15 protein-coding genes are annotated in these 16,860 nt (G+C 55.2%); 7 read left to right on the top strand and 8 right to left on the bottom strand.

What is annotated here, in order from left to right; translation table 11 throughout:
- Window positions 1-17: 17 nt before the first annotated feature.
- Window positions 18-1,382: a formimidoylglutamate deiminase gene (locus ACR0M3_RS12340; protein ID WP_480911031.1), complete on the top strand. Its 1,365-nt coding sequence runs from the start codon at window positions 18-20 to the stop codon at window positions 1,380-1,382.
- On the opposite strand, the gene ACR0M3_RS12345 is transcribed toward ACR0M3_RS12340, so the two are convergent.
- A complete protein-coding gene (locus ACR0M3_RS12345) occupies window positions 1,379-1,927 on the bottom strand; it encodes a HutD/Ves family protein (RefSeq protein WP_480911034.1) in 549 nt (182 codons plus the stop codon). The genes ACR0M3_RS12340 and ACR0M3_RS12345 overlap by 4 nt on opposite strands.
- Before the next feature lie 67 nt (window positions 1,928-1,994).
- Here ACR0M3_RS12345 and ACR0M3_RS12350 point away from each other — a divergent pair, with 67 nt between their 5' ends.
- On the top strand, window positions 1,995-2,696 hold the full coding sequence (locus tag ACR0M3_RS12350) for a GntR family transcriptional regulator (RefSeq protein WP_480899891.1): 702 nt from the start codon (window positions 1,995-1,997) through the stop codon (window positions 2,694-2,696).
- Between the two features lie 73 nt (window positions 2,697-2,769).
- Here ACR0M3_RS12350 and ACR0M3_RS12355 read toward each other — a convergent pair whose 3' ends face one another.
- From ACR0M3_RS12355 to ACR0M3_RS12370, 4 genes are read right to left on the bottom strand one after another with little or no spacing between them, the layout of a single operon-like run.
- The gene (locus ACR0M3_RS12355; protein WP_480483630.1) at window positions 2,770-3,096 is read right to left on the bottom strand and encodes a cytochrome o ubiquinol oxidase subunit IV; all 327 of its coding nucleotides are present in this window, start codon (window positions 3,094-3,096) and stop codon (window positions 2,770-2,772) included.
- Window positions 3,089-3,721 (bottom strand): cytochrome c oxidase subunit 3, encoded by a 633-nt coding sequence (locus tag ACR0M3_RS12360; RefSeq protein WP_480911036.1) that lies wholly within the window; start codon window positions 3,719-3,721, stop codon window positions 3,089-3,091. Before ACR0M3_RS12360 ends, ACR0M3_RS12355 begins: the two co-directional genes overlap by 8 nt.
- Window positions 3,718-5,808 (bottom strand): cbb3-type cytochrome c oxidase subunit I, encoded by a 2,091-nt coding sequence (locus ACR0M3_RS12365; protein ID WP_480483628.1) that lies wholly within the window; start codon window positions 5,806-5,808, stop codon window positions 3,718-3,720. The genes ACR0M3_RS12360 and ACR0M3_RS12365 overlap by 4 nt, the downstream gene beginning before the upstream one ends.
- On the bottom strand, window positions 5,805-6,764 hold the full coding sequence (locus ACR0M3_RS12370) for a cytochrome ubiquinol oxidase subunit II (protein ID WP_480507035.1): 960 nt from the start codon (window positions 6,762-6,764) through the stop codon (window positions 5,805-5,807). Before ACR0M3_RS12370 ends, ACR0M3_RS12365 begins: the two co-directional genes overlap by 4 nt.
- A 185-nt stretch (window positions 6,765-6,949) precedes the next feature.
- Here ACR0M3_RS12370 and ACR0M3_RS12375 point away from each other — a divergent pair, with 185 nt between their 5' ends.
- From ACR0M3_RS12375 to ACR0M3_RS12395, 5 genes are all read left to right on the top strand, one after another.
- Window positions 6,950-8,185, top strand: a complete 1,236-nt coding sequence (locus ACR0M3_RS12375) for a lytic murein transglycosylase (RefSeq protein ID WP_480911039.1) — start codon at window positions 6,950-6,952, stop codon at window positions 8,183-8,185.
- A 644-nt stretch (window positions 8,186-8,829) separates the two neighbouring features.
- The gene (locus ACR0M3_RS12380) at window positions 8,830-9,723 is read left to right on the top strand and encodes a UTP--glucose-1-phosphate uridylyltransferase (protein WP_480483625.1); all 894 of its coding nucleotides are present in this window, start codon (window positions 8,830-8,832) and stop codon (window positions 9,721-9,723) included.
- Between the two features lie 73 nt (window positions 9,724-9,796).
- The gene (locus tag ACR0M3_RS12385) at window positions 9,797-11,236 is read left to right on the top strand and encodes a mannose-1-phosphate guanylyltransferase/mannose-6-phosphate isomerase (RefSeq protein WP_480911042.1); all 1,440 of its coding nucleotides are present in this window, start codon (window positions 9,797-9,799) and stop codon (window positions 11,234-11,236) included.
- 174 nt (window positions 11,237-11,410) lie between these two features.
- The gene (locus ACR0M3_RS12390; RefSeq protein WP_480911044.1) at window positions 11,411-12,475 is read left to right on the top strand and encodes a DUF2793 domain-containing protein; all 1,065 of its coding nucleotides are present in this window, start codon (window positions 11,411-11,413) and stop codon (window positions 12,473-12,475) included.
- A 381-nt stretch (window positions 12,476-12,856) separates the two neighbouring features.
- Window positions 12,857-14,161: a UDP-glucose dehydrogenase family protein gene (locus ACR0M3_RS12395; RefSeq protein ID WP_480911047.1), complete on the top strand. Its 1,305-nt coding sequence runs from the start codon at window positions 12,857-12,859 to the stop codon at window positions 14,159-14,161.
- 30 nt (window positions 14,162-14,191) lie between these two features.
- Here ACR0M3_RS12395 and ACR0M3_RS12400 read toward each other — a convergent pair whose 3' ends face one another.
- From ACR0M3_RS12400 to ACR0M3_RS12410, 3 genes are all read right to left on the bottom strand, one after another.
- Entirely contained in the window at window positions 14,192-15,250 is a 1,059-nt protein-coding gene (locus tag ACR0M3_RS12400) for a helix-turn-helix domain-containing protein (protein ID WP_480507041.1), read from the bottom strand.
- Between the two features lie 64 nt (window positions 15,251-15,314).
- On the bottom strand, window positions 15,315-16,052 hold the full coding sequence (locus ACR0M3_RS12405; protein ID WP_480911050.1) for a hypothetical protein: 738 nt from the start codon (window positions 16,050-16,052) through the stop codon (window positions 15,315-15,317).
- Window positions 16,049-16,573, bottom strand: coding sequence for an RNA polymerase sigma factor (locus ACR0M3_RS12410; protein WP_480899883.1), 525 nt, complete (start codon window positions 16,571-16,573; stop codon window positions 16,049-16,051). Before ACR0M3_RS12410 ends, ACR0M3_RS12405 begins: the two co-directional genes overlap by 4 nt.
- Window positions 16,574-16,860: the final 287 nt, after the last annotated feature.

Here is a 16,860-nt window from a genome sequence, read left to right on the forward strand (position 1 = left end):
TAAAACCGGAGGTAGGGATGACGGTCATTTTCGCAAAACGGGCCTATCTGGCAGCCGGCTGGGCAGAGAATCTACGACTCGAGATCAAAAATGGTCGTATTGCCCGTCTGACACCCGACGCGGTCGCGCAACTCGGCGACACCTGCGTTGACACTCTACTGCCCGCTTTGGCCAACCTTCACAGCCATGCCTTTCAGCGTGCCATGGCGGGAATGACCGAATATCGGCAGGCTGGCCGTGACAGTTTCTGGACTTGGCGTGATCTGATGTATCGCTTCACAGCCCGCCTGAACCCCGAACACATTCAGGCCATCGCTGCGCAAGTCTATGTCGAGATGCAGGAGGCCGGGTACGCCTCGGTCGGGGAATTCCATTATCTGCACCACCAACCGAACGGGCAATCCTATGACAGGCTTTGCGAACTCAGCGACCGGATCATGGCCGCTGCTGCTGAGACCGGAATTGGCCTGACCCATCTGCCCGTGCTCTACAGCTATGCAGGAGTTGGGGAAAAACCACTGGAGGCGGGGCAGCGACGCTTTGGCAATGATGTGGACCGTTTTTGCGAACTTGTCGCGCAGGCGCGGGGTGCGCTCGGCAATCTTCCTGACGACTGTCGCGTCGGCATCGCGCCACATTCCCTACGCGCCACCTGTCCGCGCGATCTGGCGCAGGTGGTGGCATCACAAAGTTCCGGTCCAATCCATATTCACATTGCCGAACAACCCAGAGAGGTTGAGGAAGTGCAGGCTGGCCTTGGCGCGCGTCCGGTCGAATGGCTGCTGGATAATGCCCCGGTTGATTCCAACTGGTGCCTGATCCATGCCACCCACATGACTGACGAAGAGACTCGCGCCATGGCCCATAGCAATGCCGTTGCCGGTCTGTGCCCGGTGACAGAAGCCAACCTGGGCGACGGGCCTTTCAACGGCCCTGTCTATCTGAGCGCAGGCGGCGCTTTTGGCGTGGGATCGGACTCCAACGTGTTGATTTCCATGACCGAAGAACTCCGCACACTCGAATACTCGCAACGACTGCGCGACCTGTCACGTAACGTGATGGTGGTCGGCGAAGGCTCGACCGGACAAACCCTTTATCGCGGCGCAGCTATGGGCGGCGCGCAGGCGCTTGGTCGCAATGCGGGGCAAATTACCGAAGGAATGCTGGCTGATCTCGTCGCCATCGACAGTCAGGCCCCTGCCCTTTGTGCACTACAGCCCCACCAGTTGCTGGATGGTTTAGTCTTTGCCGCCAAAGATAATGTCGTTACTGATCTTTGGTCCGCAGGCCGACACCAGGTTCAAAACGGGCGTCACATCCTGCGCGACAAAGTCGCTAACAACTACAAACAGGCAATAGGTGGGCTTCTTGCTGAGCTTTAGGTCCGGGTCTTATTGAAAATCACGCGAAGGATCTTAGAGCCCGCAGCCGGACTGACCGTAACAGCGGCGTTCAGCGTCATTGCGTCTCCGGCAACCAGCTGCGTTTTGTCTGACATGTGGCCCATTCCCGAGACGACAAAGACGAACTCGCCCGCAGCCCCTTCGAATTCCTGATCATTTGCAAAAACGTTCACTACCACAACGACGATCTTTGGATCGTAGATCACATTGAGCGCACGACACGGCCCGCCCAACAGACGCGCATTCAGCGCGAGCGCTCCGTCGAACGAAACCGGCAGGAATGGTCGCACTGGTAAAACGCCACTATCGCCGAGCAAATCAAGCCCGGCGCCTTCGATGATCGTGTGTACACGCGCCATGCCTGGAAATCGGGAAAATGGCCCATCCCGATCGATCCGGGCCACACTGATACGCCAGACGACGTGCTCGCCGACCCGCTTCGCGGCAAGTTCGGTTGTTACACCGCCACCATTGGCCCAAGGCGTAACCGCGCAATCCTGCAATCTTATAAGGTTCTGGGTCAAATTCTTTGCATCTCACCCTTAACATAGACATAATACTAATAAGTTCGAAAAAAATAGTGAGCACAATGTGAACGGGCAGAAAAACACCGGCTTCCAGGATGTCCGCGACGAAGTTTTAAATCGCATCCAGACCAGAATCTGGCCGCAAGGCAGCCTGCTGCCTACCGAACTGGAGCTTGCCGCCGAATTCGGTTGTGCTCGCGCAACTGTCAATCGCGCTCTGCGTGAACTCGCTGATCAGGGTATTGTTACACGGAAACGCAAAGGCGGCACGCGTGTGGTCACAACACCGGTCAAACAGGCCAGGCTGCCCATTGCAGTAGTCCGGCAAACCATTGAAGACATGAATGCAGAATACCGGTATGCGTTGGTCAGCCGTACGCTGATAGATTGCCCGGCATGGCTACAAGCCAAACTCGGACTGCCCGAGGGCACGCAAATTCTGCATTTGCGCTGTATGCACCATGCTGACAATCGCCCCTTCCAGTTCGAGGAGCGATGGATCAATACAGCCGCAGTACCGCACGTCATGAATGAGGACTTTCTGACCACCGGTCCAAACGAATGGTTGCTGGCCGAAGTTCCGTTTTCGAACGCCGAAATTGCCTTCTCGGCTGTTCCGGCGACCGGCCCGCTTCAGGATTTTCTTTCTGTTCCGCCCGGAACACCTTTGTTCCAGTTGGAGCGGACAACGTGGTTTCGAAAAACCCCGGTCACCTTTGTACGCATGACCTTTCATCAGGGGTATCAAATGCGGACAACCTACTGAGGCTTTTTCCGCTATTGGTGGTCCTGCCGAAAGCCAAATCTCGACCCGCCACCCCGCTTGTTTCAAATACGCACTACATCAAGTGCATGTGCATTCGGGTGGCCAAATTGCCCAGAACCCAGACGGTGCCAAGGATCATGATCATCAGAACCAGTGTCGAAAACAGCACCAGATGCAGATCTTCGCGGCTGCTGCGCCGACGATCGATATGCAGGAAGTAGACAAGCTGCAACACAAGCTGTGCCAATCCAAGCAACCCGATGGTCAGGTAAACCCCAACCGTTTCAATCCCATAAACCTGCGCTACGCCAAACATCGCCAAGGTCAGCAAAAGCGAGCCACCATACCCGATCACATAGCGCCGACGCTCGCGACGATGCATTTCAGAGCGCTTATCCATAGGTCAGACCTCCGAAATACACGATGGTAATGATGCCAATCCAGATCAGATCGAGAAAATGCCAGAACAACGCCAGCCGCACCACGCGCGAAATAACCACATCCGTCATGCCCTTGACGCGTAGCTGGATACCCAAAACGATCAGCCAAAGGCATCCAGTCGCAACGTGCAGACCATGAAGCGGGACCAACCCAAAAAAGGCTGACAAAAAACCGCTGCGCTGCGGAATGCCGCCTTTTTCCGCCATGGCCATGAAGTCACGCACTTCCAGCACCAGAAAACCAAGCCCCAGCGCAAGAGTGACGCCAAACCACAAGACAATGCGACCGCGCGGCAGATTGTACTTCAGCGCCAGCATGGCAAGACCCACTGTCAGGCTGCTGGTCAGCAGTATCAGGGTTTGCGCAAAAACACTTTTCAGATCAAACAACTCGTGCGGGCCGGGACCACCTGCCTGCGCATCGATCATCGTTATGTAAATCGCAAACATCAGGCCGAAATAGACCAGATCGCTCATCAAGAAGACCCAGAACCCAAAGGTGACAACCTCGGCCGCCTTGTGGGCGCTGGCGTGATGTTCCCCTAGATTGATACCGGGATAGCTGTGTGTCGGCGCGCGCTTCATGTCGCCACCTCCAGATCCGGGCGGGCAAGGCCGCGGTTTTCCGAAGAAGTTTCAGAGTCACGATCAACTGCGGCTTCGCTGTGGACCAACGCCAGCCAGGCTTCGTGATCCCTTCGCACCTCTTCCGCGGGGATGGTGAGTTCTGTACTGTCATCAAATGTCCAGATGATCACCGCAAGGATCATCAAAACCGTCATTATCGCGGCAAGCCACCAGATCCACCAGACCAGCGCAAATATCCATATGCCGCTGAGAACACACAGGACAAAGCCAATTCCCGTGTTTCGGGGCAGTTCGATATCTTCATAAGCGTCTGGTGTTGGATAGGCCGTTCCTTTTGCCTTCTGTGCCGTGAATTCATCCCGATCCGTAACCTTGGGGATGATCGCAAAGTTGTACGCGGGAGGCGGTGAAGGGATAGTCCATTCCAATGTGCGACCATCCCAGGGATCCCCAACAGGAACGCGGGTTTGGTCGCGGTCACGAATGCTGACCCATAGCTGGATCAGTACCGAGAACAATCCACAGGTAATAACTATTGCTCCGATGATGGCCACAATCATGAAAGGGTGGAAAGACGGATCGCTATAGCTGAAAGAGCGGCGTGGCATGCCCAATAGCCCGACGAAATAGAGCGGCATGAATGTCAGCAAAAACCCCCCGGTCCAGCAAAAGACAGAAACCCGGCCCCAGAATTCGTTCAGTCGGAATCCAAAGGCCTTGGGGAACCAGTAATTGTATGCCGCCAACAATCCGAACAACACGCCAGGCAATAACGCGTTGTGGAAATGAGCTACCAAAAACAGCGTATTGTGAACCTGGTAATCTACGGTTGGGTTTGCCAGGATCACACCGCTCAGCCCACCGATGGCAAACAGCATCAAAAATGACAGCCCATAGAGCATCGGCACCGAAAACCGAATGCGCCCCCGCCACAGCGTCGCCATCCAGTCATAGACTTTCACGCCGGTTGGGATGGCAATCAGCATGGTCGCAATACCAAACACCGCGTTGATCAGCGCGCTTTGACCCATGGTAAAAAAGTGGTGCAGCCAGACCGTGAACGACAACACTGCGATCGACATGGTCGCAATAACAAGCGAGTTGTAGCCATAAAGCCGTTTGGCCGAGAAGGTCGCAAACACCTCGGAATAGATGCCATAAGCAGGCAAAACCAGCAGGTAAACCTCGGGGTGGCCGAACAACCAAAACAGATTGGCATAGTTCATCATGTTGCCACCGAGGTCGTTTGTGAAAAAGTGGAAATCAAGATAGCGATCAGCGGCAAGCATCAGCGCGGCGACACCCAAAGGCGGCATAGCAAAGACGATCAGGATCGAACTGCAAATGATTGTCCAGCAATACATCGGCAGCCGCATGAACGTCATGCCCGGCGCGCGCAACTTGTAGATCGTAACGGCAAAATTGATACCCGTCAGCGAGGTGCCAATGCCCGAAACAACGATGGCCCAGATCCAGTAATCCGGTCCAACACCGGGATTGAACGCTGCGCCGGTATACGGTGGATAGGCTGTCCAGCCGCCGGTCGAAAACTCTCCAATCACCAGCGACACCATCAGCATCATGCCTGACGAAACCGTAAGGCCCAGACCAATCTGGTTTAGTCGCGGGAACGCCACATCGCGCGCGCCGATCATCAGCGGGACAATGTAATTCGCAACACCAAAGACAAAGGGAACGGCAACAAAGAAGACCATGATTGTGCCGTGAGTGCTGAAAAGCTCGGCAAAATGTTCGGCTTCGAGGAAACCGTCGCCGGGCCCGGAAGCCTGCTGCGCGCGCATGACAACGCCTTCAAGCACACCGCGCGCCAGCATCACGATGGCAAAGACGATATACATGATACCGATCTTTTTGTGATCGACGCTGGTCAGCCAATCGCGCCACAGGGGTGTCCACAGACGAAACCAGCTCAGCAATCCTACGACAACAACAACGCCAATAATCACAACAGCTGCGGCTGTATTGGCCACAATCTCATTAGTATTTGGGTTCTGGATCAACCCGGCAATCGGAAAAGCGTCCCAACTCAGACGCCCGAAGAAACCTGTCTCGGTCGGCGTCATTTTTGCGCCTCCTGCCCAAATGATGCAGTTCCAGGCTGTAGATCGATGGGCAGCGGCTGACCGCTGTGGTAGCGGCTCAGGATATTCCGGAACAGATCGTCTTTTATTGTGAAGTAGAGCGCATCATCCGGCATCCGAGATGTTCCCAAAGCGGCCTGAACTTCATCCCTGTCGGTCCGCATGGCCAGTTTCCGATACGTTGCCACATCTAGTTGGATGCTGTTGTTACGCACTTTTTCGACCCAAGCGTCGAAATCCTCATCACTCATTGCGATGGTGCGGAACTTCTGCTTGGTAAAGCCCCGTCCGTTGTACTGAGTGTTTTCACCCTGCATCACTTCCGGCGCATCCGCGACAAGATGTAACTGGGTGGTCATGCCCGGCATCGCATAAATCTGTCCGGCCAGCGCGGGTATCATAAACGACTGCATCACGGTATCGGTTGTCAGCGTCAATGCAACTTGCCGCTTTGTCGGAATTCCGAACTCTCCTACAGTGGCGACCCCAAGATCGGGGTACAGAAACAGCCACTTCCAATCCAGACCGACAACCTGAACCCGCAGCGCCGGATCTTCACCAAACGGTGCCGAATACGGGTCAAGCCGATGCGTCGCCTTCCAAAGGTAAAAAGACAGCAAGGCCACGATTATGACAGGCACACCCCACATGACAAATTCCAGCTTGGCCGAGAAATCCCAATCCGGCGCGTAGGGCGCAATGCGGTTGCTTCGGCGGCGATACCGAAACGCTATTATCGGGACCAGCACCAATACCGGGATAACGGCCAGCAGGATCAATACGGTCGCCCGAAGCAAATGCGTTTTCTGAACTGCCGCTATTGGGCCTTGCGGGTCCATAAAGCTGTCGCTGGCCAAAGCTGGTTGCGCCGAAACGATCAACAGGAGCACAACGACAAGCCTGAGCAAGGATGGATTTGATGAAATGACTTGTGCCACAGCTGACTGTCCTCTCCTCATCTCAATCCCATGCAACTATCGGCAAGCGGGTGAAATTTCTCAAGAGTTTTCCGAACCACAAATTGCCAACCTCAACTTACTTTCAACTTTGGGTGTAAAGAGCTACGGGTCGCGCGGCATCTTCCCGTTGACTTGCAAGGCCAGTCGGGACAGATAAATCGTCAATGCGTATTTTGCTGTTCACTCTAGGATTGATCATTCTGTCCCAGACCGCACTGGCACAGGATCGTGCAGCAATTGAACGCCAGTTTCAGTCGTGGTTGTTGGAGACGATCTGGCCGCAGGCGCAGGCCAAAGGTGTTTCGCGCAACACACTGCAACAGGCGTTTTCCGGTGTTACTCTGAACTGGGACCTGCCTGATCTGGTTCCCCCCGGACATAAACGCAAAACGCCCAAGGCGCAAAAACAAGCCGAGTTTGGATCGCCCAGCCGGTATTTCAATCCGGGGTCAATTCAGGGCGCAACGTCTGTCGGGCGCAGGATGGCGAGGCAACACTCTGCGATTCTTGCGAAAGTCGAAAGCAATACAGGCGTTCCTGCTCGCATCATTCTGGCAATCTGGGGCAGAGAGAGTGGCTATGGGCAGGTGCCGATCCGCCATGATGCGTTCAGGGTTTTGTCGACCAAGGCATTCATGAGCACGCGCGCGGACTACTTCACGGCCGAGCTTATCGCGGCTCTGCAAATCGCGGAAGCAGGACCTCTGCCAGCCCGGCAATTGAAAAGCAGTTGGGCGGGCGCGTTAGGACAACCCCAATTCATGCCATCAAGCTATTTGGCTTACGCCGCAGATGGCAACGGCGACGGACAGGTCGATATCTGGGGGTCATCCGATGATACAATCACATCGATTGGCAACTACCTGAAACAGCACGGCTGGATCGCCGGGCGTGACTGGGGTTTCGAAGTGTCTGTGCCAGCAACCGTTTCATGTGCATTGGAAGGACCTGATCAAGGGCAGTCAATCCAGCAATGGGAAGCGATGGGCATAAACCGGGTCTCGGGCAAACCTTTTCCAGCCCACGAGTTGAAGGGGGCAGGTTACCTGATGATGCCGGCAGGACGATTTGGTCCTGCTTTTCTGGTCACTCCGAATTTTTACGTTTTGAAGGAATACAACAAAAGCGATCTGTATGCTTTGTTCGTCGGCCATGTCGGTGACAGAATCCAATTTGGAAGCGACGATTTTGCAGGGCGGTGGGGCAAGGTCGGCGGTTTTTACCGTTCTGACATCGCAAAGATGCAGGGCGCACTGGAAAGCTTGGGGTACGATGTCGGAGGCGTTGACGGCTTGCCAGGTTTCAAAACCCGCCGATCCATAGGCAGATGGCAGGAAACGATGGGTGTTGCACCTACCTGCTTTCCCGAAACCTCGATGACAACGAAACTGGCCCGATAAGGCACCAAGCATGCGTTGAACGGTCGCTCTCGACTTGCTTAAGCATCTTATCGCCGGTCGCAACAGACCGCATTTATCATCAATCTTAATGATTTCGACCCTATTGTTGCTCATCCTAAAACGGACTTGATGCGTCAGATCATGTATTTCCAAGAAGCTCGGATGTTTGCCGACGGGTTACTTGTGCCGTTAAGACACGTTACTTGACGCAGCTTGCGACTAAGTGAGCCGTGTTAATTTCAGTTGCACAGTCCCTGCCATCTAAATTCTTTTCGGCCGCGCAGTCCTAAACTACTCGTCATAACAAGGCGCTATGCCCATCCAAAGAAAAATATGCAGGACTCCGTCCGGGAGTTTTTCAAGACAACCGACGCCGCTCCAAACATATCAACTTTCCGTGAACGACAAATCGTCGTCAGATTTTTGGCACAGAGTTATAGCGGAAGGGTCTCTGGGAACTGTGGTTCAGGCCTTGTATACAGGAAACACCGGAGTCGGCTTTTGACTCATCTGGACCGAGGTGGCACGATTTGGTCAATAACGGCCGGCACACCGGGCATGATTGATTGACGCGGTTTTGAAGACTAAGAGGACATTCCGGATGTTTTCTGCTTTTCCGGCCAAGTTTTGTTTTGAGAGGCACCATGACACGCAAAGTCACCAAAGCAGTTTTTCCAGTGGCGGGAATGGGAACCCGGTTTTTGCCGGCAACCAAATCTGTTCCGAAAGAGATCATGACGTTGGTGGATCGCCCGCTGGTGCAATATGCAATCGATGAAGCCCGCGCCGCTGGTATCAAAGAGTTCATCTTTGTGACTTCTCGTGGGAAATCCGCGCTTGAAGATTACTTTGACCACAACCTTGTCCTCGAACAGGAGTTAATGGCCAAGGGCAAAAACAAGCTTCTCGATATCTTGAACAAGACGAATATGGAAAGCGGCGCGATTGCCTATATCCGCCAACACAAAGCCCTGGGGTTGGGGCATGCTGTATGGTGTGCACGCCGTTTGATAGGCGATGAACCCTTTGCTGTAATGCTGCCTGACGATGTGATTGCTGCAGATAAACCATGTCTGCAACAAATGGTTGAAGCCTATGAGGAAACGGGCGGCAACATGGTGGCAACGATGGAAGTTTCACCAGAAAAGACCAGTTCGTACGGCGTTCTGGATGTCGTCGACAGTATCGGCCCGGTCATTCCGGCCAAGGGTATGGTTGAAAAACCCGAACCCTCAAAAGCGCCATCCAATCTGGCGGTTATCGGGCGCTATATTCTTCGACCTTCCGTATTGAACAACCTGAACGCAATGAAAACCGGAAGCGGCGGTGAAATCCAACTGACTGATGCGATCGCCGAGGATATCGCATCCGGCGTGCCCGTTTTTGGCTACAAGTTCGACGGGCAGCGTTTCGATTGCGGTTCAAAATCCGGTTTTCTGCAAGCGACCGTTTCCTTTGCCCTTGCCCGTGACGACCTGCGCGATGATCTGAGCCAATATCTGAATGACATCGTTGCAACTGGAAAAGCGGCCCAGTAGCCACGGGATCTCCCATTCCACAAAAAAAGAATTGAACAATATCGTTGGTCATCAGCAATTCAGGGGCACGTGTATGAACAGAACGGTCTATCCAGTCATCCTGTGTGGTGGTTCAGGAACGCGTTTGTGGCCCCTGTCGCGCAAAAGCTATCCCAAGCAATTCGTTCCACTTGTCGGAAAAACCAGTCTGTTACAGGATTGTGCCGACCGGATGCTTGGACCCTCGCATACGCCCTATGCCAAACCAATGGTTCTCACCAACGAAGCCTTTCGGTTTATTGTACCTGAACAGCTGACCGCTATTGGGATCGACCCCGGTCCGATTCTGATTGAGCCTGAAGGGCGAAACACGGCCCCTGCCGTACTGGCGGCTGCGTTGTACCTTGCCTCACGTGATCCGGATGCCATCATGCTGGTCGCGCCTTCAGATCATGTGCTTCCAAACAAGGCCGCTTTTCATCAGGCCGTCGCCACAGGCGTGCGAGCAATTGCCGAACGAAGCGATCTGGTGACATTTGGCATCACGCCCACTCGACCCGAAACCGGGTATGGCTACTTAAAGCTGAACGACGCCCCAGACGCGTCCGGGGGTGCAGTTCGCTTGGATCGGTTCGTGGAGAAACCGGATTTGGAAGCCGCGCAGGCGATGGTGAAAGATGGCAGTTACCTGTGGAATTCCGGCATCTTCCTGTTTGCGGTACGTGACATCGTTGCAGCATATGAAAAATACGCAAGCACCCTTGTTGCACCTGTCCAACAGGCCGTCGACAACGCAAAGACAGATTTGGGGTTCCTAAGATTGGACCCTTCGGCTTGGGCTGACGTCGATGACATCTCGATCGACTATGCGGTCATGGAAAAAGCCCCCAACCTTAGCGTGGTTCCGTATTCCGCAGGTTGGTCGGATGTTGGAAGTTGGACGGCTGTTCAAGAATTGTCAAACCCTGATGAAAACGGCATCGCGACATATGGGGAAGTAACCACAATCGACTGCCGCAACGTTCTGATACGATCAGAATCACCTGCGCAGGAAGTGGTGGCAATGGGGCTTGAGAACATTATCGCAATTGCGATGCCAGATGCTGTGCTGGTTGCTAGCATGGATAAAGCTCAGGACGTCAAGCAGGCTGTCGCTGCCTTAAAGGCTAAAGAGGCCAAACAGGCTGATACGCTTCCGGTCGATCACCGCCCCTGGGGCTGGTTTGAGAGCCTCGTGATCGGTGACAGATTTCAGGTCAAGCGAATCCATGTGCATCCTGGCGCAGCGCTCAGCCTGCAGTCCCATCACCATCGGTCCGAGCATTGGATTGTGGTTGAGGGCACCGCCAAGGTCACAATCGATGATCAGGAACGGTTGGTTAGCGAAAATCAGTCTGTCTATATCCCGCTGGGTGCCGTGCACCGGATGGAGAACCCTGGCAAAGTGCCCATGGTTTTGATCGAAGTGCAGACCGGCACCTATTTAGGCGAAGATGACATCATTCGATATGAAGACATTTATGCCCGGGACTAAGCGGCGACATAGTTCTCCATAGGCCATACTCGGGTCGGCTTGTCCCCGGGGATACTCAAGTTAACAGATTATTTCCTGTGCGGTCGGCCGGGTCAGACGGGATTGACGCGTCTTACGGCAGAGTGGCGCGCAACCGACTTTCGGACCGACAGCCACAGGAGGACCCTCGTGTCAATGACCTCACCCAGATTGCGCCTGCCTTTTCTACAACCTTCGCAGGCTCAAAAGCACGTCACCCACAACGAGGCACTGCGACAGCTTGATCTGGTCGTTCAGCTAACAGTTCAGACGACCAATGCCAGCACCCCGCCCGTTGTCCCCGAGCAGGGTGATATCCATGCTCTGGGCGTCACCCCCACCGGGGACTGGGCCGGACATGCAGGAGAGCTTGCCGCATGGCTGGACAACGCCTGGTATTTCTTGACCCCGTATGCGGGCTGGCGCGCCTGGGACGAGGCCACTGGTGAACTGAAGATCTGGAATGGGTCTGACTGGCTGCCCTTGCCCGTCAATACTCAGAACCTGAATGGTATTGGGGTGGCAACAAGTTCGGACGCTACGAATCGCTTGTCTGTCCGAAGCCCGGCAACGCTTCTGAGCCATGAGGGCGGCGGGCATCAGCTGAAGATCAACAAGGCGGGTGCCAGCGATACAGCATCGCTGGTGTTTCAGTCGAACTGGACCGGTCACGCTGAAATGGGGTTATCCGGAAGTACGGGGTTTTCAATCAAAGTGTCCCCTGACGGAGGTACCTGGACGGAAGCTCTGACTTTTGACCCCGCGACCGGAACAGCGGCTGGTGCGGCTGTTCAGGGCGATGCGACGGATACCACTTCGGGTCGCTTGATGCGTGCCGACTACGGTTATGGGCCGGGTAACCTTCTGGGGTCGGTATCAGAAGTTGGCGGTATACCAACCGGTGCGGTCATAGAGCGCGGAAGTAACACCAATGGCGAATTTACACGTTTTGCCGATGGAACCCTGATCTGCACCGCCGCGTTGCTTCCTGTCGCATGCACGGCCGCGGAAGGCGTATTGTTCGCAAGCGCTGCAATGACGTGGAACTACCCAGCGCCATTTTCCTCTGCGCCTAGCGTTAGTGGCAGCGCTGGAGCCAATAATCGTTTCATCGGGTTTGATGTGCCCGGAAACACTCAAGCCACGTGCAAAGCCCTCTCTGTAACTTCGGATACAGCGGCTTTTTCACCAAGTGTCATCGCCATAGGGCGCTGGTTCTGAGCACAGCTGCCGCCTGAACTGTGGTTCGGGCGGTTTTTTTGCGTCGTCGGTCCATTTCTATAGCAATCGCCAATTCCATTGGACCCGCCACAGCCGCCTTGCTCCGGGCGGAAAGTGGGCGGCGCAACACCGCCCGCTTAGTGGCTGTTTATTACTGGTCCATGCCCAGAATTGTATCATTTCAGCTGACAATGGACGTGATTCAACAAGTTCTGCGCAGCACGACGGATTGTAAAAACTCTGTTCCCGCGCATATTGCCTCAAAAACAACAAGAAAACATGGGAACTTAGCAGCCATACCTGTAAATCATTGAAACCGGCGCTGGATTCTTCGATTGTGCGCGCGCCGTTGATAGTAATTGGTAAAAAAGGATTTGGCAGATGCGCATTGCAATGATCGGCACCGGGTATGTGGGCCTTGTGTCCGGCGTGTGTTTTTCGGACTTCGGTCATGATGTGATTTGCGTTGATAAGGCTGAGCAGAAAATCGATATGCTCAAAGCCGGACAGGTGCCTATTTATGAACCGGGTCTTGACGTGCTGATGGCGCGAAACGTCGCGGCTGGCCGCCTGAGCTTCACAACCGATCTTGCAGCCGCAGTAGACGGCGCCGATGCTGTCTTTATTGCTGTCGGAACGCCAACCCGGCGTGGAGACGGCCATGCGGATTTGACTTATGTGATGGCAGCGGCGGAAGAAATCGCTCAGGCTGTCACCGGGTATACCGTTATCGTCACAAAATCGACTGTGCCCGTCGGAACAAACAGGAATGTGTGGGAAACAGTCAAGGCCGCCAACCCCCAGGCCGATTTTGACGTGGCTTCGAACCCTGAATTCCTTCGCGAAGGCGCGGCAATCGACGATTTCATGCGCCCGGATCGCGTCGTGGTCGGCGTTGAAAATGACCGCGCGGCCGAAGTGATGGCAGAAATATACCGCCCTCTGTATCTGCGCGACTTCCCGATCCTGACCACCGATCTGGAAAGCGCGGAGATGATAAAATACGCCGCCAACGCGTTTTTGGCGACCAAGATCACCTTCATCAATGAAATCGCCGGGCTATGCGAAAAAGTTGGTGCGGATGTTAAAGAAGTCTCGCGTGGCATTGGTCTTGACGGGCGGATTGGCAACAAATTCCTGCATGCAGGACCTGGCTACGGTGGTTCATGTTTTCCAAAAGATACGGCCGCGTTGGCCCGGATCGGGCAGGACCACGCGCATCCGATGCAAATCACCGAGACCGTCATCCGCGTGAATGACGAAATCAAGAAACGGATGATCGAGAAGATTCGTGACGCATGTGACGATCATTTCAACGGCAAGACCGTGGCGGTTCTGGGTGTCACGTTCAAACCCAATACGGACGATATGCGTGACGCGCCATCACTGTCCATCGTACCCGCCCTGATAGGCGGAGGCGCAAAGGTGCGCGTTGTTGACCCACAGGGAAAATCTGAAGGAGAGGCGCTTTTGCCTGGCGTCGAATGGTGCGACGATCCGTATGTCGCTGCGCGGGGCGCGGATGTTGTTGTGCTGCTGACGGAATGGAATGAATTCCGCGCGCTGAACCTTTCCGAAATTGCGGCGTCAATGAAATCAGCCAGGATGGTCGACCTGCGCAACATCTACTCGAAAACTACAGCGCTGAAATCGGGGTTTGAAACCTACGTCGGCGTTGGACGCTGAAAGCACCCGTCCTCGCAAGTAGTTGACGGATCATAGTGCGGCTGTCCAAACCCGGTAGCGGCCTTGTCCGGTGACCTCGCGCACCAGGCCTCTCCGGGTGAACAGGTCAAAGTTCCGCTGAACCGCTGCGCGGGAAGAATTGGTAAGTTCTTCTGCAAGTGGGGCCGAGACCATCGGCCACGCCGCCAGAGCATCAATCAGACGCGGGGGGGTGCGACCGCTCAGATCCTGCGTCGCGTCGCGGGCCTTATCCTCCCAGACACTGATCCTGTCGAGGTGCAGCAAAGCCGCAAGAACAGCTTGCCCGGCGCCCTGTATCCAAGACCCTAACTTTTCCGTCGGCCCACCTGTTCCGCGCAACGCACCCGGACCAGACAACGCCAGAGGCATGAACATTGCGCCACCCCGCCCCATCGAAGCCGCGTGCCGCGCTGCGATGATTGCCGCCTCGGTGTCTTGTCCGACCCCCTGCGAAACCGCTCGCCATGCATGAAACGCGATGGCCGATTGTGTCACCGGGTGCAGCCTTTCAGCATTCCGCATGACTTCGGCCAGATCAACGATCGCTTCGGGCGTCGCTTCAGCCCCCTGAGCCAGACGGTCGAGAAACGCGGTCAACCCGCTTTCCCACCCGCCTGTCGCAGGGCCCGCGCCTGAGCTCAGACGGCGCACGGCCCAACCTGCCCGAAACAGCGCCTGCACGTCATCGTGGGTCGCGCCGATCCTCAGACCCGTCCACAGAGCCAGGCGGTCCACGCTGACCCGATCCCCTGTCCACCACCCCAGATCGGACGTTTCCATAAGTGCCAAACGATGCGTCCACCCCTCAGGCCCCGAACGCAGCCGCTCATCCAGAGCGCCAAAGGTCAGGGCAAGATCAGCAAGCTCTGCCGACAATTCTGATTGTGCCGAATACCAATCGCGCGGATCGAATAACGGGCGCTGATCCGATCGGGGACCAGGCAAAAAGAAATCTTCCTCCACGTCCTGGTCCGGGGGCAAAAACCAAGGGTCATCTTCTTCTGCCGGATCACCATCATAGATGCTGGCTGGGCCAAGATCATCGACCTCGTCTTCTGGAAGGGGCATGGTTTTCTTCGACGTCATACCCCGCATTCTTTGGGCATTTGCAACAGTTCACAAGGGTTTTCCATCAACCCGAGAATGTGCGGGTCAACACTTCCAGTTCGGCGCTTAAATCCGTGTGTGGGGAACTGCCCAACAGCATATATCCATAACCGCCCTGCTCCCACTTTGCAGTTGCCAAACCGCTCAACACCGTTTGTTGGACTTCGGTACTTGGGGCATTCGGTCCCTGGCGAATGACACAGAAGGCAAGTGGTCGACCCTGATCATCGGCAAAAACCACTTGGATCAAGGGCTTGCCTTTGAATGAAAGAACCTGCGCCCGCTTCAGCTCCAGCCCTGGCAACGCTTCCAGTGTTTCCAGATTCAGCGTTCGTCCCAGTTCGGCTTCGGCCATTGCAAATTGCTTGGCCAGCGACGCGTCTGAACTGTCCAGCGATGCAATCGTTTCCGGCACGTAAAGTGATTGATAGATCGCGGCCTGCTGGGCCCAGCTTAAGTCTGCTGGCCGGGTGGCCCAGAATGTTACGGCGACGGCTGCAAACGCCGCGCTGGCAGCCACCGCAACAAGACGCAGAAACCCGTTATTGGCGGGCCGCGTCGTTTTTTCCGGAAGGTCCACCTTCGGCGCTTCAGCGGGCAGGTTCTCAAAAACATCCCGAACAACAGGCGCAATCGGATCCAGCGCCATCAGACGATGTTCCAACGTAGCGTCATCTTCAACCGCAACATCAATAGCGCGGGTCTGAGCCTCATCCAGGCTGCCTTCCAGATACGCTAATAGCGTCTCGTCGGAAAACGTCATTTGCCACTCCGTCGCGCGGTGTCCGCTGCATCAACCTGCATCACAGTTTTAAGTTTCTGCCGGGCATTCGAAAGCCGGCTCATGATCGTGCCAATTGGAACCTCCAACAAAGCGGCGGCTTCGCGGTAACTGTACCCCTCAACGAAGACGAGCATAACCGTTTCGCGCTGTGCCTCAGGCAACTGCATCACTTGAGTAAACACTTCAGCCGCGAAAATATTCGTTTCTGTATCCGGTCCCGTTGCAACCAGATCCGCTTCGGGGGTCACCGACAGCGCCTGCGCGCGCCGAACCGACCGTGAACGCAGCTCATTCAGCCAGATTGACCGGCAGATTGTCATCAACCAGCTGTCTAGTCGGTTGTGCGACGTCACCTGATGATGTCGTTCAAGCGCGCGCAAACATGTGGCCTGCAACAAATCGTCAGCTACATCCGAGGCACCCGATAATGCCATCGCAAACCGCCAGACACGCTTCGAATGCGTCTGAACCGCATCGCGGACGGCTTGTTCAGAAGTCATCTCGGCTCTCATCGAATGATCGCGACCTGCTTGTGTTTCTCAATCACGGACCGGACCCGCAAGGGCAGAATTGTCATATTTAGCGGTGAAATGAAACGAAACTCCAGCTCCATGCAGTCACGTTTGCGTCTGTAATTGTTGCAGCGCCTGTTTCTGCAACCAACTTGGCGTTGGATATTGGCCATTTGCGACGGTTGTTTTGGTTGCGGGTTTGGTGGTGAGGTCTTATTTAGCGTGTTTGGATGTTGGGATGGGTTGGTGTGCCGCAGGGTTGCATCTGTCCTTTA

This window comes from Ruegeria sp. O5, from assembly GCF_056535105.1.